The following is a 21,657-nucleotide window of genomic DNA, read 5'->3' as shown; positions in this document are numbered from 1 at the left end:
TATCAACGGACACCTTGAGGTGCGCCGGATGGCAATGCGGAGGCAGCGGACACTCCGGACAACGGATCAGTTATCGGGAGTGCACCCGCGAACTTGAGGAGGCAACGAGGGCGCGATCGGCCAATCGACCAGCTTGCCGCGGGCGTCTGCCGGCAACTGGTCGCCGAACGACCAGGCGCGTGGACACTCGGGCGCCGACAGGCGTTCCCTCACCCACGCTTCAAGTGCGGGCAGCAGTGCGGCCGGGGTGGCGCCTGCGCGCAACACGACGAAGGCCTTCAGGCGTTCGCCCTCGGTCGGCGACATGCGGCGTACCGCACACGCCTCGACCAGCGGGTGTTCGAGCAGCACGTCGCGCACCCGCGCCGGAAACACGTTGATGCCCGCCACCTGGACCGCCTCGTCACGCCGCCCGGCCAGGCGGAAGCGCCCGTCCGGCAGCCACTCGATCAGGTCCTGCAGCGCCGCAGGCTGTTCGCTGCCATCGGCTGCGCGGCGCAGCAGTACAGCATCGTCGGCAACCGCGCGGCGCCAGTGCGGCATCAGCGTGTAGGGCGCGCCAGCGGCGTCGCGCCAGCCGATTCCGGCCGTCTCCGAACTGCCGTAGATCTGCAGCAGACGCGCCAGACCCTGCGCCAGAAGCGCGTCGGCCAGCGCATCCGGGCAGGGTGCGGTGGAAGTGGTGCCGACGACGTCAGCCGGCAGCCGCGGGCCGAAGCGGGCGAGCAGCGACCAGTGCGCGGGATGACTCGCCAGCAGATCGCCCGGCTGCAGCCGGCCGGCCAGCGCCTGCGGCGGCAGCGGCCGCACATCTATGACATCGTGCGTGCCCAGGCTGGGCGGCAGCAGGACGCCGAAGATGAAGCCATAGATGTGATGGACCGGCACCGCGACCAGCACCCGCCGGCGCGGCCCGATGTGGGCGGCCAGCGCATCGACCTCTTCTTCCAGCATCGTCAGCGCGTGGGTGCACGCCTTCGGCATGCCGGTGCTGCCGGACGTGCGGAAGGTCAGGCGGCGGCCATCCTGCGCGAGGCCTTCGCGGGCCAGCGCGCAGTACTGGCCGAAGGTGCTTGCCGCCGGCAGCGCATCGATCACCGTGCTGTCGTGCAGCTGCAGCAGTTCGGCGATGGCGGCGGCCAGCGTATGGCGCTCCAGCGAATCGAGCCCGAAGCCGCTGTCGTCGAAGGCCATCGACGCCGACCATGGCTGCTGCGGCAGCGGTGAGCCGCCGGGCCGCAGCCGTCGCACCTCGTCGGCGATCAGGTCGGCGAGCACGCGTTCCAGCGCCGGGCCGTCGGCGTGCCAAGGGGCGCTCATCCGTCCGACTCCAGCACGTCGCTGGCGCTGCCTGTGCGCAGCACGTCCACCAGCCGGGTCAGTTCATGGTCGAGCGCGCGGTCCTCGACCACCAGCGGAATGCGGGCCTCGAGCCACGACTGCGTGTGCGCCAGCTCCGGCGGCAGCGCACCGGCGTCGATGCGGCCGCGCAGCGCGACCGCCTGCCGCGCCGACACCAGCATCGCCGCCAGCACCTGTTCGCCCAGTTCGAGCACGCGCAGGCAGTCGCGCGCGGCGATCGTGCCCATGCTCACCTTGTCCTGGTTGTGGCACTCGGTCGAGCGCGAGAACACCGACGCCGGCAGGGTGGTCTTCAGGGCCTCGGCGGTCCACGCTGACACCGCGATCTGCAGCGCCTTCAGGCCGTGGTTCAGTGCGCCGCGTTCGCCGGTGGCCGCCGTCAGGTTGTCGGGCAGGCCGTGGCTGAAGCGGCTGTCCACCAGCAGCGCGAGCTGGCGGTCGAGCAGATCGAGCACGTTGGCGACCGCGGTCTTCAGGCTGTCCATCGCGAACGCGACGTGACCGCCGTAGAAATGTCCGCCATGCAGCACGCGCCCGCTGTCCGGGTCGATCAGCGGATTGTCGTTGGCGCTGTTCAGTTCGTTCTCGATCAGCGTCCGCGTGAAGGGCAGCGCGTCTTCGAGCACGCCGATCACGTGCGGCGCGCAGCGCAGCGAGTAGCGGTCCTGCAGCCGCGCCGGATTGCGTGCCGCGCCGGCGTCGCAAGCGAGGTCGCGGCGCAGCCGGCGAGCGACCGCCTGCGGCCCCGGGTGCGGCTTGGCGGCGAACAGCAGCGCGTCGAAGTGGTGCGGGTTGCCGGCAGTCGCGAACACATTCAGCGCGGTCAGGCGGGTGGCGATGCGGCTGCAGCGCTGTGCCCGCTGCCACGCGAGACAGGCCAGCGCGGTCATGACGGCGGTACCGTTCATGATGGCCAGCCCCTCCTTCGGCTGCAGCGACAGCGGCTGGATGCCGGCTTCGGCCAGCGCCTCGCGCGCCGGCATGCGCCGCCCCCGCCACCGCACGTCGCGCTCGCCGCACAGCGCGGCGGCGACGTAGGACAGCGGCGTCAGGTCGCCGCTGGCGCCGACCGAGCCTTCGGCCGGAATGCAGGGCAGGATGTCGTGCTCGAGCAGCGCCGCCAGATGCTGCAGCAGCTCGTAGCGCACACCGGACATGCCCTGGCACAGCGAGGCCAGCCGCGCGGCCAGCACCGCGCGCGTCTCGTCGGCTTCCAGCAGGCGTCCCATGCCGACGCCGTGATAGGTGTAGAGGTGGTGCGGTAGTTCCGCCACCTGCCCGGCAGGCACCGCCACCGTGCACGACTCGCCGTAGCCGGTGGTGACGCCGTAGATCACGCCGTCGTCGGCGAGCAGCTGCAGCACGGCGCGGGCGCCGGCGTCGATGCGGGCGCGGAACGCTGCCTCGGTCGACAGCACGGCGCGACGCCTGCCGTCGGCGATCGCGGCAATCGCCTCGATGTCGAGCGGGCGACCGTCGAAAACGACGTCATCGTGTTCCGGTACGGCGGCGGTCATGAGATCCCTATCGAAGTGGACACCAGGCGAAGCATGGCAGCGGGCGGCCAGGCTGCGTAGTGTCGCCCGGGCAGCGGGCGCAAGCGAAGACAGCGGCCGGGCGGCGGGGTTTCACGCGCACAAGGGATTCAGCCGGCGCAGCGCCGTTCGACCTGGCGATGGAACAGCGCACCGGCGGCCACGCTGGCCGCCCAGGCGAAGGCAAGTGCTGGCGGCGCGGTATCCGGCGTCGCGCCCCACAGACGGGTAACGAAGGCGTTTACCAGCATGGCCACCGGGTAGTGGATCAGGAAGACCGAGAACGAGATCCGGCCGAGGAAGGCGAGCGCCGGAAGGTCCGGCCATTTCGTCAGCAGTCCGCTGCGCAGACCGCCCCACAGCAGCAGCGCCACGCAGCCAGCAAACGCCACGCGCTCGCGGTGTTCCAGGGTCAGCGCCAGCAGCACGGCGGCGGCGACTGCCGCCCCCCACAGCAGCGAGCGGCCTGGTCTGGACAACCAGCAGACGGCTGCCCCCAGCGCATAGACACCGAAATAGTAAGGACCGGCGACGTCCCAACCGGTGTCGCGATTGATCACGAACAGCGACGCGGCAGCGACGCCGGCGGTGATCGCGGCGAGCACGACGGCGTGGCGTGTCGGACCGGTGTGCGAGGCCAGCCAGACCAGCAGCGCCGCCATCGCGTACAGCTGAAAGTCGATCGCCACGTACCAGACACCGGCCGACAGTGCCTCGACGCCGACGATGTCCTGCAGCAGCAGTGCGTGCGCCAGCAGCTGACCGACCGAGGGCGTACCGGGCAGGCTGGGGTCGTCGATCAGCGCGCGGGCAATCGCGGCGCAGACGACGCTGATCAGCACGGCCGCCATGCAGGGCAGTGCGAGCCGGCGATAGCGCTTCCACAGCACCGCCGGCAGCGACAGCGGTCGCGGCTGCAGCGCCGGCGCCAGCGCGCGGGCAGCGAGGAAGCCGCCGATGACGAAGAACACCTGCACCGCGAGCCGCCCGTCGTAGTAGAGCCAGTCGGCGAGCTGCGGGAAGCGGCTGCGGAAGGCCTCCGCCAGCGGACCGTAGGCGACCAGGTGATGCAGCACGATGAGCTGTGACGCGACCGCCTTCAGCGTGTCGAATACCGCGAGGCGCGACGCGGCGTCGTGCCGGTCGGCGCGGGAGAGGGTATCGGTACCGGCCGACGGGACGTGCATTGCGGGAGATTCCAGTGCGAGGCCCCGCATTGTGCACGCCGCTTACCCGAATTCAAGGCCGGCCACGTCAGCCCTCGCCGCGCGCCACCTTTGCCTCGTAGGTGGCAAGATCCAGCAGACCTTCCTGCATCGCCTGCCGGCGTTCGTGTTCCGGCAGCACGTCCTGCACCATGTCCAGCCGCTTCCACGAGGCAAGCGGCGTCGTGCATTCCGCCCTCGGCACGTACTTCGACTGTTCGAGCTTGCGGTAGCGATGGACGTAGCGCGGACAATTCACCCAGATCTTGCTGACCGTCACGCGCACCAGATACTTGGCTTCGTCGTAGTCGGCCAGCAGCGGATCGTCGGCCAGGAATTCGGCAGTGCCCTGCACGCGTACGCGGTGCGGGTTCTCGAAATCGATGAACAGCAGGCCGACGCGCGACTGCCCGACGATATTGCCCACCGAATAGAACATGCCGTTTCCGTCGTAGCCCGGAAAGACCAGCGTGTGCGCGTCGAGCACCTTGACGAAGCCGGTGGGACCGCCCTTGTACGACACCGTAGGATTGCCGTCGGGATCGACCGTCGACAGGAAGAACATGTCGCGCGACGCGATGAAGGCGCGCTCGTCGTCCGAAATCTGCTCATGCACCCATCCGGTGTCGAGCATCTCGGCCAGACCGGTGGTGCCGTAGGCCTGTTGCAGTGCGCGATGGTGGTCCGAATACAGCGAAGACATGGCGGTTCTCCTCGACCGGATTGCAGCGAGCCGGGCGAACCGGCTCGCCGGCGCATCGACGGGTGCGCGTGAACCAGCATAGGGAGAGCCGCGCGGGCAAGGTGCCCGCGGTGCTGCGGCCTGTCAGTGCGCTTCGTCCCAGTTGCGGCCGACACCGGCCTCGACCTTCAGTGGCACGGACAGCTGCGCGACGCCTTCCATCAGCGCCGGCACCCGCTCGCGCACGCGGTCGAGTTCGGCCTCCGGCACTTCGAGCACCAGTTCGTCGTGCACCTGCAGGATGATGCGCGTCTTCAGGCCTTCGGCGGCGAGCCAGCCGTCGACCGCGATCATCGCCAGCTTGATCAGGTCGGCCGCCGTGCCCTGCATCGGCGCGTTGATTGCCGCGCGCTCGGCGCCCTGGCGGCGCCCCACCTGCTGGGCGCGGATGTCCGGCAGCTGCAGGCGGCGGCCGAACACGGTTTCGACATAGCCCTGCTCGCGCGCCAGCGCGCGCGTCTCGTCCATGTAGCGGGCGACGCCCGGGTACTGCGCGAAGTAGCGGTCTATCCAGCTCTGCGCGGCGCTGCGCTCGATGTCCAGGTTCTTCGCCAGACCGTGCGCGCTCATGCCGTAGATCAGACCGAAATTGATCACCTTGGCATAGCGGCGCTGTTCGCTGCTTACCTCGTCCGGCGGCACGCCGAACACCTCCGACGCGGTGGCGCGGTGCACGTCCTCGCCGTCGGCGAAAGCCTGCAGCAGGCGGGCGTCCTGCGACAGGTGGGCCATGATGCGCAGTTCGATCTGCGAATAGTCCGCGCTGACCAGCACATGACCCGGCGGCGCGATGAAGGCGGAACGGATGCGCCGGCCCTCGGCGGTGCGCACCGGAATGTTCTGCAGATTGGGATCGACCGAGGACAGCCGGCCGGTCACCGCCACCGCCTGACCGAAGCTGGTGTGCACGCGGCCGGTGTCGGCGCGCACCATGCGCGGCAGCTTGTCGGTATAGGTGCCTTTCAGCTTGGCCATGCCGCGGTATTCGAGAATGAGCGCCGGCAGCGGGTAGTCCAGCGCGAGCTGGGACAGCACCTCCTCGTCGGTCGACGGCGTGCCGGACGGCGTTTTCTTGATCACCGGCAGCTTTTCGCGCTCGAACAGGATTTCCGCCAGCTGCTTCGGCGAATTGATGTTGAAGGGCTGCTTGGCGGCGGTGTGCGCGCGCTGTTCCAGCTCCAGCATCTTCTGGCCCAGTTCGTTGCTCTGCGCGGCAAGCGAGGCGCTGTCCAGCAGCACGCCGGTGCGTTCCATGCGGAACAGGATGTCGGACACCGGCAGTTCGATGTCGCGATATATATATGCAAGCTTGCTATCGGCCTGAATGCGCGGGGCCAGCACTTCATGGACGCGCAGCGTCACGTCGGCGTCCTCGGCGGCGTAGGCGGCGGCGCGGTCGAGCGCCACCTGTTCGAAACCGATGCGCGCCGCGCCCTTGCCGGTCACCTCGTCGTAGCTGATCACCTTCAGGCCGAGGTGGCGGGTGACCAGGGTGTCGAGGTTGTGGTTGCGATCGGCTTCCAGCACATAGCTCTCGAGCAGCGTGTCATCGACCACGCCGGCCAGCCGGATGCCGTGGTTGGCAAACACGTGGCGGTCGTACTTCAGGTTCTGGCCGAGCTTGCCGTGCGTCGCCGATTCCAGCCAGGGCTTGAGCTTCGCCAGCACCTCGTCGCGGGGCAGCTGGACCGGTGCATCCGGGTACACGTGGGCCAGCGGCAGGTAGGCGGCCACACCGGGTTCCAGCGCGAAGCTCATGCCCACCAGCTGCGCTTCCATCGGCTCCAGGCTGGTGGTTTCGGTGTCCAGCGACACCACCTTCGCCGCCATCAGCTTCGCGTGCCAGCGCTCGAAGGCCGCCCAGTCGAGCAGGGTTTCGTAGTCGGCACGGTGGCTGCCTTCAGGTGCGGTCGAGGGCACGGCGTCCTCGGCCGGCGCGGGCGCATTGACCGTCACCGTCTTGCGCGGGCCCTTGGCCAGATCCTCGAGCAGGCCCTTGAAACCGTAGCGCTCGTACAGCGGGCGCAGCGCGTCGGCGTTCTCGCCGTCCGAGGTCAGCGATTCCAGCGGCTGCGGCAGATCGACGTCGCATTTGACGGTCAGCAGCTTGCGCGCCAGCGGCAGGAAGTCGAGGTGGGCGCGCAGGTTCTCGCCCACCTTGCCGCCGATGTCGGCCGCGTTGGCGACCACCGAATCCAGCGTGCCGCCATACTGTTGCAGCCACTTCACCGCGGTCTTCGGGCCACACTTGTCGACGCCCGGCACGTTGTCCACGCTGTCGCCGATCAGCGCGAGGTAGTCGACGATGGCCGACGGCGGCACGCCGAACTTGGCCAGCACGCCGGCTTCGTCCAGTTTTTCCTCGCTCATCGTGTTCACCAGCATCACGTGCTTGTTCACCAGTTGTGCGAGGTCCTTGTCGCCAGTGGAAATGACGCAGTCGATGCCGCGTTCGGTCGCCTGCGCGGCCAGCGTGCCGATCACGTCGTCGGCCTCCACCCCCTCGATCATCAGCAGCGGCCAGCCGAGCGCGCGCACCGCGTCGTGGATCGGCGCGATCTGCGCCGCCAGATCTTCCGGCATCGGCGGACGGTGGCCCTTGTAATCCGGATACCAGTCCTCGCGGAAGGTCTTGCCCTTGGCATCGAACACGACAGCGCGATAGTCCGCCTTGTAGTCGGCTGCCAGCCGCCTTAGCATGTTGATGACACCGCGCAGCGCGCCGGTCGGCTCGCCCTGTGCGTTGCGCAGGTCCGGCATTGCGTGGAAGGCGCGGTAAAGGTAGGACGATCCATCGACGAGCAGCAGCGTGGGCATGGCGGATTCCGCGTGGGGACATTCGGTCGGCCCGCGATTATCGCCGCACCCGCCCTGATCGGGCACTTTCACCGGATACTTTTCCCATGAGCGCAAAAGACAAACTGCCGGGCATGATCGACCCCGGTGAAGCGGCACGCACCAGCAGCGCACGCGAGGCCTGGCGCATCTTCGGCATCATGGCCGAGTTCGTCGAGGCGACCGAGCGGCTGCAGCAGATCCGGCCGGCGGTGAGCATCTTCGGCAGCGCCCGCACGCCGGTCGACCATCCGTATTACGCACTGACCGAGCGGGTTGCGCGCGAGCTGTCGGACGCGGGCTTCTCGGTCATTTCCGGCGGCGGCCCGGGCATCATGGAAGCGGCCAACAAGGGCGCCTTCCACGGCAAGTCGCCGAGCGTCGGCCTGAACATCCAGTTGCCGATGGAACAGCACGCGAACGTCTATCAGGACATATCGCATTCCTTCGAGCACTTCTTCGCCCGCAAGTACATGTTCGTGCGCTTCGCCGCCGCCTACGTCGTGATGCCGGGCGGTTTCGGCACGGTGGACGAACTGATGGAGGCGCTGACGCTGATCCAGACGCGCAAGAGCCGCAGCATTCCGGTCATCCTCGTGCACGCGCCGTTCTGGGCCGGCCTGATCGACTGGTTCCGCAACACGCTGGTGGCCGAAGGCATGATTTCGCCGGAAGACATGGATCTGGTGCAGATCATCGACGACCCTGCCCAGATCGTCGACGCGATATTCCGGCATTACGAGAACCGCAGCTTCATGCCGCTGCCTGAAGAACATGAGGCGATGTTGAATCTTTGAGAGGCAGGGGCTGGGGACTAGAGGCTAGGGGCTAGTGAAGATCTCGCGCGGCGACCGCCGCGCCTGTTCGCTAGCCCCTCATCCCTAGCCCCTAGCCTCTCCCCGCTGCCCCCCGCCCTGCCTCTGTTAAACTGCCGGAATTACGAAGGATTTTCGATGCGTCCGCTACTTTTTGCAGCAGTTCTCGCAGCCGCGCTGGGCAGTGTGGCGCCTGCGGTGTATGCCCAGGCCGGCCGTCCGCCCGACCTGCAGCCGATTCCCGAACCGCCGCCGCCGCCCGAGCCGCTGGAGGGCGAAGTGGCCGTCGAGCCGCAGATCACCATCATCCAGCGCGGTGAGGAGACGGTGGAAGAGCACCGAGTGAACGGCAAGCTCTACATGATCAAGGTGACGCCGCGTCACGGCGTGCCCTACTACCTGATGGACGAGAACGGCTCCGGCGCGATGACGCGCTACGACGATCTCGATTCGGGCCTGCGCGTGCCGAAGTGGGTGATCTTCTCGTTCGACTGACCCGCGCGCGCCGCCGGCGCGTGCCCAACCATCCGTTCTGACTCGTGTCCGTCTTCACCACCGTCACCGCAGATGAGCTGCGCGACTGGCTGAAGAATTACTCCATCGGCCATCTGGTGTCGCTGGAGGGAATTCCGGCCGGCATCGAAAACACCAATTACTTCGTCGACACCTCGCACGGTCGTTACGTGCTGACCGTGTTCGAGAAGCTGACGCGCACCGAACTGCCGTTCTACGTGCACCTTATGGCGCATCTGGCGCGTCACGGCATTCCCTGTCCGGCGCCGATCGCCGACCGCGACAACGAATACCTCGGCACGATCCACGGCAAGCCGGCCATGCTGGCCACCCGCCTCGCCGGCCGCTCGCAGATGGAACCGGGCGCGGCGCACTGCGCCGCCATCGGCGGCATGCTGGCCACCATGCACGTGGCCGGCCAGAGCTACGGCCGCCGCTTCGACAACCCGCGCGGCTACGGCTGGTGGCTCGAAACGGCGCCGAAGCTGCTCGGCTTCCTGCCGGACGACGAGCGCACGCTGCTCGAAACCGAAATCGCCTTCCAGCGCGAAGCCCGCGAACAGGGCCTGTGCCGCGACCTGCCCTTCGGCGTCGTGCACGCCGACCTGTTCCGCGACAACTGCCTGATGGATGGCGAACGCATCGGCGGCATCATCGATTTCTATTTCGCCGGCGACGACTACCTGCTGTTCGACCTCGCGGTGACGCTGAACGACTGGTGTTCCGACGCCTCCGGCGAACTGATGGCTGACCGGGCCGACGCGCTGATCAAGGCCTACCACGCGGAACGGCCGCTGTCCGACGCCGAGCATCGCGCCTGGCCGGCGATGCTGCGCGGCGCGGCGCTGCGCTTCTGGATGTCGCGGCTTTACGACTTCCACATGCCGCGCGGCGGCGAGATGGTGCACACGCACGATCCGGCCCGTTTCCGCGATGTGCTGCGCGCGCGCATCCGCGCCGGTGACGCGCTGCCATGGCGGTGAGCCTGCAGGCGCGCACGCTGCCCGCGCTCGCCGGCTGGTCGTGGATCAGCGGCGGCTTCGCGCTGTTCCGCCGCAATCCGCCGCTGATGACGGCGCTCACCATGACCTATCTGCTGGTCATGGTCTTCCTCAACATCGTGCCGCTGCTCGGTCCGGTGCTGGTGGCGGTGTGCCTGCCGGTGATGTCGGTCATCGTGTTCAACGGTGCGCGCATCCTCGACGAGAAGCGCGACATCGACGCCGCCGGCCTGAAACAGGGACTGATGGCGAACGCGCGCACGCTGGTGCAGCTGGGCTTCGTGCACCTTGGCGGATCGCTGGTGGTGGTGCTGATCCACACGCTCATCTTCCAGATGCCGGAAGGCGCCGCGGTCGACGCCGACGAAGAGCTGTTCATGCGCACACTGATGCAGCTGCTGCCGCTTGTGCTGCCGCTCATCCTGATCATGTGGTTCCCGCCCTATCTGATCGCGACGCAGAACATGCCGCTCGGCAAGTCGCTGTTTTTCGGGGCGGTCGCCGTGCTGCGCAACGCCGGCGCCTTCATCGTCTATTTCGCCGGTGCGGCGCTGCTCGGCGTCGGTCTGCCGATGCTGGTGGTGCAGGTGCTCGGTGGCGACGGCAGTCTGGCCAGTGCGCTGCGTTTCCTGCTGCGCATCGCCCTGCTGTTCGTGCTGGTGCCCACGCTGGCCGCCAGCCTGTACGTGAGCTTCCGCCAGGTGTTCGCGCCGGGCGAGGAGCCGGCGCCCGAGCCCGCCGATGAGTGAAGCGCTGCCGCTCGGCGTGTTCGGCGGCACCTTCGACCCGGTGCACGTCGGCCACCTGAGACTGGCGGAAGAGGCGCGCGAAGCACTGCAGCTCGGGCGCGTGCGCTGGATTCCGGCCGGTCAGCCCTGGCACCGCGCAGCGCCGCAGACCTCGCCGGCGCACCGGCTGGCCATGGTCGAGGCGGCCGTGGCGTCGAACGAGGCCTTCGAGGTCGACGGCCGCGAGGTTGCGTCCGGCCGGCCGAGCTACACGGTCGATACGCTGACCGCGCTGCGCGCCGAACTGGGCGACGCGCTGCCGCTGGTGCTGATACTGGGCACCGACGCGTTCAGCCTGCTGCATACCTGGCACCGCTGGCGCGAGCTGTTCGCGCTGGCCCATATCGGACTGGCGACCCGGGCCGGCCAGGCCGTCGACGCCGCAGCGCTGGACCCGGCACTGGCAGCCGAACTTGCAGCACGCGGCGGACGTGATGCGCAGGCCTTGCGCGAGCGCCCGTCCGGCGCCATCGTACGTTTCGACATGACGCCGCTGGCGGTGTCGGCCACCGACATCCGGGCACGGCTGGCGCGCGGCGAGCGCTGCCGCTACCTGCTGCCCGACGAAGTATTCGGATACATCCGCCTTAACCGGCTCTACTGAAGGTTTTACATGGATATCAATGCACTGCAGGCGCTGGTCATCGACGCGCTGGAAGACATCAAGGCGAAAGACATCGAGGTGATCGACACCTCGAAGTTCAACGCGCTGTTCGACCGCCTGGTCATCGCCAGCGGTGACTCCAACCGGCAGACACGCGCACTCGCGCGCAACGTGCAGGAAAAGGTGAAGGAAGCCGGCGGCACGGTGATCAGCGTCGAGGGCGAGGACACCGGCGAGTGGGTGCTGGTCGACCTCGGCGACCTGGTCGTGCACGTGATGCAGCCGGCGGTACGCGCCTATTACAACCTCGAAGAGCTGTGGTCGGGGTCGGCCAAGCCGTCGACCGACAAGTCGGCCGCAGCCCGCGCACGCGGAACGGCGGCGCGTTGAAACTGCTGGTGATCTGCGTCGGGCACCGCATGCCCGACTGGGTCGACGCGGGCGTGCAGGAATTCGCCCGCCGCATGCCGCGCGACTCGGCCATGCAGATCGTCGAAGTGAAAGCCGAACCGCGCACCCAGGGCAAGCCGGTCGAGGTGCTGATGGAAGCCGAGCGTGCGCGCATCGAGCAGGCCATTCCGCCGCGCGCCCGCATCGTCGCACTCGACGAGCGTGGCGACGACCTGACGACCGTCGCGCTGACCGCGCGGCTGCGCCGCTGGCGTGCCGAGGGCGACGACGTCGCGCTCCTCATCGGCGGGCCGGACGGCCTGTCGCCGGCGCTGAAGTCACGCGCGCACGAGCTGATCCGGCTGTCCAGCCTGACGCTGCCGCACGCACTGGCCCGCCTGCTGCTGGCCGAAGCGTTGTATCGTGCGGTGAGCCTTGAAGCAAATCACCCCTATCACCGAGAATGAGCCTTTCGAACACCGTTCCGCCCGTCCTCTATCTCGCCTCGCGCAGCCCGCGCCGGCGTGAACTGCTCACCCAGATCGGCCTCAACTTCCTGATGCTGCCCTTCCGCGGACTGCCGCGCGAGGACATCGACGTGTCGGAAGACGTGCGCGACGGCGAGGACGCCGAAAGCTATGTCGTGCGCGTCGCCCGTGCCAAGGCGCTGGGCGGCGAACAGCGCCTGGCCTGGCGACGCATGTCGGCCGGGCTGGTGCTGTCGGCCGACACCACGGTCGAGATCGACGGCGACATCCTCGGCAAGCCAACCGACGCGGCCGACGCCACGGCCATGCTCACCCGCCTGTCCGGCAGCACGCACCGCGTGCTCACCGCGGTCGCCGTCAGCGACAGCCGGCGGCTGGAGCACGCACTGTCGATATCCACCGTGCGCTTCGCGAAACTCGATCCGCGCGACATCGAACGCTATGTGCTCAGCGGCGAACCGATGGACAAGGCCGGTGCCTACGGCATACAGGGCCGCGCCGGCGCCTTCGTCGAACACATCGAAGGTTCCTACACCGGCATCGTCGGCCTGCCGCTGAACGAAACCTGGCAGCTGCTGCGCCGCTTCGGCATGGACATCTGATCCGACTTCCCACTTTCCGGTCCGCACCATGAACGACCAGTTCCTCATCAACTTCACGCCGCAGGAAACGCGCGTCGCCCTGCTGCAGCAGGGCGCGGTGCAGGAACTGCACATCGAGCGCAGCAGCGCGCGCGGCATCGTCGGCAACATCTATCTGGGGCGCGTCGTGCGCGTACTGCCCGGCATGCAGTCGGCCTTCATCGACGTCGGCCTCGAACGCACCGCCTTCCTGCACGTCGCCGACATCTGGGAAGCGCGCCAGAACGGCGAGCCGCCGAAGCCGATCGAACGCATCCTGACCGAAGGGCAGAGCGTGCTGGTGCAGGCGCTGAAGGATCCGATAGGCACCAAGGGCGCGCGCATGTCGACGCAGATCAGCATCGCCGGCCGGCTGCTGGTGCATCTGCCGCAGGACCGCCACGTCGGCATTTCGCAGCGCATCGAATCGACCGAGGAACGCGAGGCACTGCGCGCGCGCATCCACGCGCTGCTGCCGCTTGAGGACCCGGGCGGCTACATCGTGCGCACCATGGCCGAATCGGCCAGCGACGAGGAACTGGCAGCCGACATCGCCTACCTGCGCAAGACCTGGCAGGAAATACGGAATCGCGCAAAGACCGCCAAGCCGCCCACGCTGGTGTTCGAAGACCTGACGCTGGCGCAGCGCGTGCTGCGCGACCTCGCCTGCGCCGATACGCAGAGCATCCAGGTCGACTCGCGCGAGAACTACGTGAAGCTGCGCAGCTTCGCCGAGGAATACATGCCGCAGCTGACCAAGCTGCTGGAGCACTACACCGGCGAGCGTCCGCTGTTCGAGCTGCACAGCGTGGAAGAGGAAATCGAGAAGGCGCTGGCGCGAAGGGTCGACCTGAAGTCCGGCGGCTACCTGATCTTCGACCAGACCGAGGCGATGACGACGATAGACGTGAACACCGGCGGCTTCGTCGGCTCACGCAATTTCGACGAAACCATCTTCAAGACCAATCTGGAGGCGGCGCATCAAATCGCCCGCCACCTGCGCCTGCGCAACCTCGGCGGCATCATCCTGATCGATTTCATCGACATGGAAAGCGAGGAACACCGCGCCCAGGTGCTGGCCGAACTGCACAAGGCGCTGGGCCGCGACCACACGAAGATTTCGGTCAGCGGCTTCACCTCGCTCGGCCTGGTCGAAATGACGCGCAAGCGCACGCGCGAATCGCTGGCCCACGTGCTGTGCGAACCCTGCCCGACCTGCGGCGGCCGCGGCGAAGTGAAGACCGCACAGACCATGAGCTTCGACATCCTGCGCGAGCTGCTGCGCGAAGCACGCCAATTCAGCGCCCGCGAATTCCGCATCCTGGCCCACCCCAAGGTGGTCGACCTCTTCCTCGAAGAAGAGTCGCAGGCGCTGGCCATGCTGTCGGACTTCATCGGCAAGCCGATTTCGCTGCATGCCGAGTCGAGCTATTCGCAGGAGCAGTTCGACATCGTGCTGCTCTGAGCCCCGGGAGCGCGGCCGTCGCGTGACAACGCGAGGCTGACGGACACGGCGTTTTTGTGGTCTGATTGAATGCAAATCGATCACAACAAATCGCAGGCCATCATGACCGGATCCGGACTGAAAGAGCGCATACGCGCGATCAAGCTCGAAGTGATGGCGCTTGCCGTCGCCGCGCAGGACACGCGCACGCCGCGCCGTGCCAAGATCCTGCTGCTCTTCCTGCTCGCCTACGCGGCCAGCCCGATCGACCTGATTCCGGACTTCATCCCCGTACTTGGCATGCTGGACGAGGTGGTGCTGCTGCCGCTGGGCATCTGGCTGGCGGTGCGCATGATCCCGCCGGACGTGATGGAAGCGGCGCGCGCCCGCGCCCGTGCCGGCAAGCTGCCGGCCAACTGGGCGGCCGGCATCTTCATCCTGCTGCTGTGGGCGGCGTCGATCGCTGCCATCGCCTGGTGGTGGATGAACCGGAGCCCGGCAGCGTGACAGGCTGCGCCTGCCTGCGCTGACACAATTCCTTGCAATCCCGTCAATGACTTACAATCGGGCCGCAATCAGAGCGGCCCCGCAAGAGGCCGCGGCAAAAAACTGACCGGTGCCTGCGATGGGACTCAGACTCAAATTCAACCTCGTGCTGATCGGCGTGTTCGCGATCGGCCTCGCCGCCTGTGCGGCGCTGTCGCACCGGCTGCTGCATGACAACGCACGCGCCGAGGTCGAGCGCAACGCGCGGCTGATGATGGAAACCGCGCTCGCCATCCGCGCCTACACGGTGAGCCAGATCAAGCCCCACCTCGATCCGATGCTGGCCGAGCAGTTCCTGCCGCAGACGGTGCCGGCCTACGCGGCGACCGAAACACTGAACGAGCTGCGCAAGAACCACCCGGAGTACGCCTACAAGGAAGCGACGCTGAACCCGTCCAACCCGCGCGATCGCGCGTCGGACTGGGAAGCCGATCTGGTGGCCAGCTTCCGCAATGCGATGGACGTGAAGGAGCTGACCGGCGAACGCGACACGCCGACCGGTCGCCACATGTATATCGCGCGGCCCATCCAGATCACCAACCCCGCCTGCCTGGCCTGTCACAACACGCCAGCGACGGCGCCGCCGAGCATGGTGAAGGTGTATGGCGAGGCGAACGGCTTCGGCTGGAAGATGAACGAAATCATCGGCGCCCAGGTGGTGTCGGTGCCGATGACGGTGCCGGTGAGCAATGCCGACCGCGCCTTCACCACTTTCATGGCCTCGCTTGTCGGGGTGTTCGTTTTCGTCATGGTGGCGCTGAACCTGATGCTGGAATGGCTCATCATCCGCCCGGTCGCACGCATGTCGGCCGCCGCCGACCGCATCAGCACCGGCGACTTCTCGGTGCCGGAGTTCGGCGACGGCGGGCGCGACGAGGTGTCGGTGCTCGGCGCCTCCTTCAACCGCATGCGACGCAGCCTGGAAACGGCGATGCGCATGATCGACAGCTGACATGAAATTGCCCCCACGCTTACTTCGTTCGCACAGGGCCGGCCTTGCACAGCCGGCCCGGCGGGCGGCGCGCGGCGCCGCGGAAAACTGAGATGGCCGGAGGTCCTACTCCTTTCGGCGACGACGACGAGGCGTTCACCGAAGACAGCGTGAACTCGGACGTGCTGGCCGGCAGCGGCTTCCTGCCCACGGCCAACGCCAGCCCCGGTGCGCTGCCGGTCGGCTGGGCACTGAACGAGTACCGCATCGAATCGCTGCTCGGCGGCGGCGGCTTCGGCCTGACCTATCTGGCGCACGACACGCTGCTCGACTGCAAGGTCGCGGTGAAAGAGTTCCTGCCCACCGACATCGCGGTGCGCGGCGACGCGCAGCGCGTGCTGCCGCGGGCCGGCCCGGCGGTCGAGATGTTCGAGCAGGGCCTGCGCCGCTTCCTCGACGAGTCGCGCGCACTCGCCACCTTCCGTCACCCGAACATCGTGCGCGTCAGCCGCTTCTTCGAAGCCAACGGCACCGCCTACATGGTGATGGATTACGTGCAGGGGCGCACGCTGAACCAGTGGGTGCGCGAGCGCAACGACGCGATCGACCGCACGACGCTGCTGGCCATCGTCAAGCCGCTGCTCGACGGCCTGCAGGTGGTGCATGACGGCGGCTTCCTGCACCGCGACATCAAGCCGGCCAACATCTGCATCCGCGACGACGGCACGCCGGTGCTGCTCGACTTCGGTGCGGCACGCCGCTACCACGACGCCGAGCACACGCTGACCGCCATCGTGACGCCCGGCTTCGCACCGTTCGAGCAGTACCACTCGCACGGCAATCAGGGGCCGTGGACCGACATCTACTCGCTGGCCGCCGTCATGTACTGGCTGGTGACCGGACAGCGCCCGGTCGAATCGGCCGCCCGCGTGCACAACGATCCGCTGCGGCCGGCCGCCAAGGCCGCCGACGCAGCCATCTTCGGCGCCTCGCTGCTGCGTGCCATCGACTGGGCGCTCGAGCCGCACGAAACCCGGCGCCCGCGCAGCGTGGCCGACTTCCGTCGCGTGTTCATGCCGGTGCCGGCGGCGCGCGGCCCGCTCGCGTCCGGCACGCCGCCGGCACCCGCGGTACGCGCCAGCGGCGCGTCGGAGGAGCGGCGCACCATCGTCTGCAGCGTGCTGTACGCGCAGATCGACCGCAGCGTCGATCTCGACACGGCGCAGCGGCTGGCCTGCAAATCGGAACTGGACGACGCGCTGGCACGCGCCGCGCGCTCGGTCGACGCCGACAGCCGGCTCATCCACGACACCGAGGACGGCGCCGCGCTGTGCCTGCTCGGCCAGCCCGAGGACGCCTGCGTGGTGGCGCAGCGGCTGCGCGCGCTCGACCTCGGCGACGAGGGCGGCGGACTGCGTCAGGGCATCAATCTGGGCCCGGTACGGGTGACCCGCGCCGGCACCGGCGCGCTCGACGTGCACGGCGACGGCCTCGATGCCGCGCGCACGCTGGCCGGCCTGGCACGCGCCGGTCAGGTGCTGGTGTCGCGCGCCTATTTCGAGACCGTGTCGGCGCTGGGCAGCGGCGCACCAGTCGGCCTGCACGCCACCGGCCAGCGCGCCGAAATCGCCTCGCGCAGCCAGGAGGTGTTCGAACTGGATGCGCGCAGCGGCATCACCCGCCGCGTCGACGACGCCCAGCCCGGCCTGGCGCAGGACGCGCTGACGCCGGTGCTCGAAGCGCTGCTCGCCCGCCACATCGGGCCGATGGCGCGCGTGCTGGTGACGCGCATCGGACCCAAGGTCGCCAGCCCGGCGCTGCTGATCGAGCAGCTGGCGACGCACATTCCGGGCGACGCGCAGCGCGCCGGTTTCCTGATCGAGGCCAAGCGGCATATCGCCGGAACCACCGGCGTGTCATCGACGGTGCGCAGTGCGTCCATCGATACGGTCAGCGCCTCGCGCCGCAGCACACCGCTCACCACCACGTCGCGCAGCAGCGCTTTCGGCCCGCGACCGCTGGACGACGCGCTGATCGCCGACATCGAGCACCGGCTGGCCCGACGCATCGGGCCGATGGCGCGCATCCTGGTCGGTCGCGCGCTGAAGCGGGTGAGCGACGAACAGGCGCTGCTCGAAGAGCTGTCGCGCGACATTCCCGACCCGGTGCAGCGCGCCGCCTTCCTCGCCGGCAAGTGATATGTCAGCCCTGAACCGCTGCCCGCACTGCGGGCGGGACACCATCGCGCGCCTGATCAAGCTGACCGCCCGCGCCAAGGCGCCGGCCGTGTGCCCGGAATGCGGCGGGCGCTCGTGCACCGGCATCACGCCACTGTCGCTGTTCGGCTACTTCGCGCTCATCCTGGTCTGCGGCACGCTGCTGCGGCTGGCCGCGCGCACCGGCAACCGCTGGTCGCTGCTGGCCGTGCTGGCGCTGTTCGGCGGCGGCTTCCTCTACATTTCCTACCGCACGCCGCTGGTGAAGCTGGAGCGCTACCCGCTGCAGCGGAACATTGCCATCGCCATCGTCGTCGCGGTTTTCGCGGCGGGCGGCTGGTGGTGGTTCAGCAGCGGCGTCTGAGTCGCCGGTCGAGCAGCCCGTCAGCAGCGCGCCTTGTCGCAACTTGAGGTCGCGGCCGGCTCGCCGCTCGAACCGCCCTGCTGCGCCTGCAGCGTGCGCGGCATCCGTTGCCAGTCCGCGGCCATCGCGTCGAGCCGTGCCTTGATCGCCTCGCCAACGGCGATCTGCGGCTCCGACGCTTCCAGCCCTTCCGCCGCCTCCCGCGTGCCGACCGCCGCACGGGCGCGGGCGAAGGCTTCGGTGAAGGACGGCGTTGCGCGCAATGCCTCGTCGAAGAAGGCGCGGCCGAAGAAGGTCCAGTCGGCTTCATGCGAACAGCCGTGCGAACTGCGGTCGGCGCGCGCGGCCGACATGACCAGCGTATCGGGTCCGGCGAGCGGCGCGATGAAGCCGCCCGAATAGCAGGCCGACACCAGGATGACGCGGTGGCGGATGCCGGCCGCGTCGAGCAGGGCGCCGAGGCGCTGCGGCGTCAGCTGTTCCAGTTCCCACGGCCACAGGCTGAGGTCGAAGCGGTGGTCCTCGGCGCCGTGCGAGGTCAGGAACACGAACAGCACGTCCTCGTCGCGGTTCATCCGTTCGCCCAGCGCGCGCAGGCTGGCTTCCATCGCACTGACGGTGGCCAGCGGCCGGTCGAGCACGGTGGCCGGGTTGTTGGCCAGCACGATGCTGCGGCCGCCGGTGTCGAAGCGCTCGGCGAACAGGCGTTCGACCTTGTCCACCTCGCGCAGGAACACATCCTGTGCGCCATGGCCGGCGATGGCCAGCAGGAACAGTTCCGGCCGGCCCGGTTGGCCGGGCTCGATCCGCGCGATCGCCTCGGTCAGCAGCAAGGGCTGGCGGTAGATCAATGCTTCGCTGCGGGCGGCCTGCCAGCGCGCCGTTTCACCGTCGTCATCGGTCTGCGTGGCCACCCACAGCGGCATCTGCGTACCCAGCATCGCAGTCGGCAGCAGGTAGCACAGACCGACGATGGCGAGCATGCCGAGGCGCCGCGCCGGTCTGGCCTCGAATACCTCTCCCAGCAGCACGGCAGAGGCGATCAGCCCCCAGGCAGCGGGCGCCCACCAGACGAGATCGACCGCGTCGCCCAGTTCCGCCCACACCTCGGCCGGCAGCAGCGCGAGCGCATTCCACAGCAGCGACAGCCATATCCACAGCGCCGCCATGCCGACCACGCCGCGCAGCCAGGCCTCTGACCGGCCGGCCAGACGGGCCGCCGCCCACACGGCGAGCATGAGCCAGGGCAGGTGGAACAGCTTGCCGGCCAGCGCATCGGTCATGAACTGGCCATCCGGCCCGGCGCGCGCGAAGTCGAAGCCGAAATCGAGCGCCAGCGACAGCAGTTCGAGTGCTATCCAGGCCGCCGCGCCGGCGCGCAGGGCCGGGGCGGCCTTCCACAGCAGCAGGGCGCGCAGACCGGCACCCAGATTGCGGGCGAGGTCGGCCAGAGACGAACGGGGTGGCGTCGGTTCCAGTTCCATCGTCGGATGCCGTAAATCGTGCGGAGGTCGGGAACGGATTATCCGTTGCCACACTCTGTAGCGGGCGCCGATCGTGAAACCGGGTACTTCACCCGGCAGATGCGGGGCGCGACGCTATAATCCAAAGCTTCCGAGGAGCGCTGCAAGGTGCCGCAAGGCCCCCAGGCTCGGACCCCGCCAGACCGCCACGGTCGCGGGCACTTTTGCAACGGCGCTCACCTGAACCCGCCGCCCGGGCAGCAGTCCGGCCGCGGATGGCAGGTGAGATACCGCCTGCCGCATCAAAAGGAGCCCGTAATGAATGCACCCGCCGAACTGAAGGATTACGTCATTGCCGACCTGTCGCTGGCCGACTGGGGACGCAAGGAAATCGCCATCGCCGAGACCGAAATGCCCGGCCTGATGGCGATCCGCGAGGAATTCGCGACGCAGCAGCCGCTGCGCGGCGCCCGCATCACCGGCAGCCTGCACATGACCATCCAGACCGCCGTGCTGATCCAGACGCTGGAAGCGCTCGGCGCCGAAGTCCGCTGGGCCTCGTGCAACATCTTCTCGACCCAGGACCACGCCGCCGCCGCGATCGCCGCTGCCGGCACGCCGGTGTTCGCGGTCAAAGGCGAGTCGCTGGAAGAGTACTGGGACTACACCCACCGCATCTTCGAATGGCCGGACGGCGGCTACAGCAACATGATCCTGGACGACGGCGGCGACGCGACGCTGCTGCTGCATCTGGGCACCAAGGCCGAAACCGACCCGACCGCGCTGCACCACCCGGCGAGCGAAGAGGAAATCTGCCTGTTCAACGCGATCAAGACCACGCTGGCGCGCGACCCGAACTGGTACTCGAAGCGCATCAAGCACATCAAGGGCGTGACCGAAGAAACGACGACCGGCGTGCACCGCCTGTACCAGATGCACAAGGAAGGCCGCCTCGCCTTCCCTGGCATCAACGTCAATGATTCGGTCACGAAGTCGAAGTTCGACAACCTGTATGGCTGCCGCGAATCGCTGGTCGACGGCATCAAGCGCGCCACCGACGTGATGGTGGCCGGCAAGGTCGCCGTGGTGGCCGGCTACGGCGATGTGGGCAAGGGTTCGGCGCAGGCGCTGCGCGCGCTGTCGGCCCAGGTGTGGGTGACCGAAGTCGATCCGATCTGCGCTCTGCAGGCGGCGATGGAAGGCTACCGCGTGGTCACGATGGACTACGCCTGCGAGCACGCCGACATCTTCGTCACCGCCACCGGCAACTACCACGTGATCACGCACGATCACATGGTGAAGATGAAGGACCAGGCCATCGTCTGCAACATCGGCCACTTCGACAACGAGATCGACGTCGCCTCGGTCGAGAAGTACCAGTGGGAAGAGATCAAGCCGCAGGTCGATCACGTCATCTTCCCGGACGGCAAGCGCATCATCCTGCTGGCCAAGGGTCGCCTGGTGAACCTCGGCTGCGGCACCGGCCACCCGTCCTACGTGATGTCTTCGAGCTTCGCCAACCAGACCATCGCGCAGATCGAGCTGTTCACCGAAACCGCAAAGTACCCGGTCGGCGTCTACACGCTGCCCAAGCACCTCGACGAGAAGGTGGCGCGCCTGCAGCTGAAGAAGCTGAATGCGCAGCTGACCGAGCTGACCGACGCGCAGGCCCGCTACATCGGCGTGCAGAAGGAAGGCCCGTACAAGCCGGATCACTACCGCTACTGAGTATTCGGTTCGCGGTTGGCGCGCCCTGCGGGCCGCGCCAATGAAAAAGGCCATCCCGCGGGATGGC

Annotated in this window: 20 protein-coding genes and 1 riboswitch; of the genes, 14 read left to right on the top strand and 6 right to left on the bottom strand. The window is 68.2% G+C overall.

What is annotated here, in order from left to right:
• Positions 1-66: 66 nt before the first annotated feature.
• From METRZ18153_RS0101040 to polA, 5 genes are all read right to left on the bottom strand, one after another.
• Positions 67-1,320, bottom strand: a complete 1,254-nt coding sequence (locus tag METRZ18153_RS0101040; protein ID WP_020162985.1) for an AMP-binding protein — start codon at positions 1,318-1,320, stop codon at positions 67-69.
• Positions 1,317-2,879 carry an HAL/PAL/TAL family ammonia-lyase gene (locus METRZ18153_RS19885; protein WP_020162984.1) on the bottom strand — a complete coding sequence of 521 codons (1,563 nt, stop codon included), beginning with the start codon at positions 2,877-2,879 and terminating at the stop codon, positions 1,317-1,319. The genes METRZ18153_RS0101040 and METRZ18153_RS19885 overlap by 4 nt, the downstream gene beginning before the upstream one ends.
• Before the next feature lie 128 nt (positions 2,880-3,007).
• A complete protein-coding gene (locus METRZ18153_RS0101030) occupies positions 3,008-4,084 on the bottom strand; it encodes an acyltransferase family protein (protein WP_020162983.1) in 1,077 nt (358 codons plus the stop codon).
• Positions 4,085-4,151: 67 nt separating this feature from the next.
• Positions 4,152-4,805, bottom strand: coding sequence for a pyridoxamine 5'-phosphate oxidase family protein (locus METRZ18153_RS0101025; protein WP_020162982.1), 654 nt, complete (start codon positions 4,803-4,805; stop codon positions 4,152-4,154).
• A 123-nt stretch (positions 4,806-4,928) separates the two neighbouring features.
• On the bottom strand, positions 4,929-7,661 hold the full coding sequence (gene polA, locus METRZ18153_RS19880; protein WP_020162981.1) for a DNA polymerase I: 2,733 nt from the start codon (positions 7,659-7,661) through the stop codon (positions 4,929-4,931).
• Between the two features lie 86 nt (positions 7,662-7,747).
• Between polA and METRZ18153_RS0101010 the strand changes: the two genes are divergently transcribed.
• The 13 genes from METRZ18153_RS0101010 (at position 7,748) to METRZ18153_RS0100950 (ending at position 18,399) form a co-directional block, all read left to right on the top strand.
• Complete coding sequence (locus METRZ18153_RS0101010; RefSeq protein WP_020162980.1) at positions 7,748-8,476, top strand: LOG family protein; 729 nt, start codon at positions 7,748-7,750, stop codon at positions 8,474-8,476.
• Between the two features lie 156 nt (positions 8,477-8,632).
• Positions 8,633-8,989: a DUF2782 domain-containing protein gene (locus METRZ18153_RS0101005; RefSeq protein ID WP_020162979.1), complete on the top strand. Its 357-nt coding sequence runs from the start codon at positions 8,633-8,635 to the stop codon at positions 8,987-8,989.
• A 44-nt stretch (positions 8,990-9,033) separates the two neighbouring features.
• Complete coding sequence (locus tag METRZ18153_RS0101000) at positions 9,034-9,990, top strand: homoserine kinase (protein ID WP_020162978.1); 957 nt, start codon at positions 9,034-9,036, stop codon at positions 9,988-9,990.
• Positions 9,981-10,757, top strand: a complete 777-nt coding sequence (locus METRZ18153_RS0100995) for a BPSS1780 family membrane protein (RefSeq protein WP_020162977.1) — start codon at positions 9,981-9,983, stop codon at positions 10,755-10,757. Before METRZ18153_RS0101000 ends, METRZ18153_RS0100995 begins: the two co-directional genes overlap by 10 nt.
• Positions 10,750-11,400: a nicotinate-nucleotide adenylyltransferase gene (gene nadD, locus METRZ18153_RS0100990; RefSeq protein ID WP_020162976.1), complete on the top strand. Its 651-nt coding sequence runs from the start codon at positions 10,750-10,752 to the stop codon at positions 11,398-11,400. Before METRZ18153_RS0100995 ends, nadD begins: the two co-directional genes overlap by 8 nt.
• Before the next feature lie 9 nt (positions 11,401-11,409).
• Positions 11,410-11,790 carry a ribosome silencing factor gene (gene rsfS / locus METRZ18153_RS0100985; protein WP_019915848.1) on the top strand — a complete coding sequence of 127 codons (381 nt, stop codon included), beginning with the start codon at positions 11,410-11,412 and terminating at the stop codon, positions 11,788-11,790.
• Positions 11,787-12,257 carry a 23S rRNA (pseudouridine(1915)-N(3))-methyltransferase RlmH gene (gene rlmH / locus METRZ18153_RS0100980; RefSeq protein WP_020162975.1) on the top strand — a complete coding sequence of 157 codons (471 nt, stop codon included), beginning with the start codon at positions 11,787-11,789 and terminating at the stop codon, positions 12,255-12,257. Before rsfS ends, rlmH begins: the two co-directional genes overlap by 4 nt.
• A complete protein-coding gene (locus tag METRZ18153_RS0100975; RefSeq protein WP_020162974.1) occupies positions 12,254-12,880 on the top strand; it encodes a Maf family protein in 627 nt (208 codons plus the stop codon). Before rlmH ends, METRZ18153_RS0100975 begins: the two co-directional genes overlap by 4 nt.
• Positions 12,881-12,908: 28 nt before the next feature.
• Positions 12,909-14,363, top strand: coding sequence for a ribonuclease G (gene rng, locus METRZ18153_RS0100970; protein ID WP_019915852.1), 1,455 nt, complete (start codon positions 12,909-12,911; stop codon positions 14,361-14,363).
• A 102-nt stretch (positions 14,364-14,465) separates the two neighbouring features.
• A complete protein-coding gene (locus METRZ18153_RS0100965) occupies positions 14,466-14,849 on the top strand; it encodes a YkvA family protein (protein WP_232415935.1) in 384 nt (127 codons plus the stop codon).
• Positions 14,850-14,967: 118 nt separating this feature from the next.
• On the top strand, positions 14,968-15,840 hold the full coding sequence (locus METRZ18153_RS0100960) for a Tll0287-like domain-containing protein (RefSeq protein ID WP_020162973.1): 873 nt from the start codon (positions 14,968-14,970) through the stop codon (positions 15,838-15,840).
• Between the two features lie 92 nt (positions 15,841-15,932).
• Positions 15,933-18,017, top strand: a complete 2,085-nt coding sequence (locus tag METRZ18153_RS20335; protein ID WP_051091666.1) for a protein kinase domain-containing protein — start codon at positions 15,933-15,935, stop codon at positions 18,015-18,017.
• Position 18,018: 1 nt separating this feature from the next.
• Positions 18,019-18,399 (top strand): hypothetical protein, encoded by a 381-nt coding sequence (locus METRZ18153_RS0100950; RefSeq protein ID WP_020162972.1) that lies wholly within the window; start codon positions 18,019-18,021, stop codon positions 18,397-18,399.
• A 20-nt stretch (positions 18,400-18,419) separates the two neighbouring features.
• On the opposite strand, the gene METRZ18153_RS0100945 is transcribed toward METRZ18153_RS0100950, so the two are convergent.
• A complete protein-coding gene (locus tag METRZ18153_RS0100945) occupies positions 18,420-19,883 on the bottom strand; it encodes a C13 family peptidase (protein WP_020162971.1) in 1,464 nt (487 codons plus the stop codon).
• Between the two features lie 126 nt (positions 19,884-20,009).
• A riboswitch (S-adenosyl-L-homocysteine riboswitch) is annotated at positions 20,010-20,107 on the top strand.
• Between the two features lie 73 nt (positions 20,108-20,180).
• Between METRZ18153_RS0100945 and ahcY the strand changes: the two genes are divergently transcribed.
• Complete coding sequence (gene ahcY / locus METRZ18153_RS0100940) at positions 20,181-21,590, top strand: adenosylhomocysteinase (RefSeq protein ID WP_020162970.1); 1,410 nt, start codon at positions 20,181-20,183, stop codon at positions 21,588-21,590.
• Positions 21,591-21,657: the final 67 nt, after the last annotated feature.

The sequence above is a fragment of the Methyloversatilis discipulorum genome (assembly GCF_000385375.1).
In the GTDB taxonomy this organism is placed as follows: Bacteria; Pseudomonadota; Gammaproteobacteria; order Burkholderiales; family Rhodocyclaceae; genus Methyloversatilis; species Methyloversatilis discipulorum_A.
The sequence above is the reverse complement of the archived record's forward strand: the minus strand, read 5'-3'. Positions and strand labels throughout refer to the sequence as shown.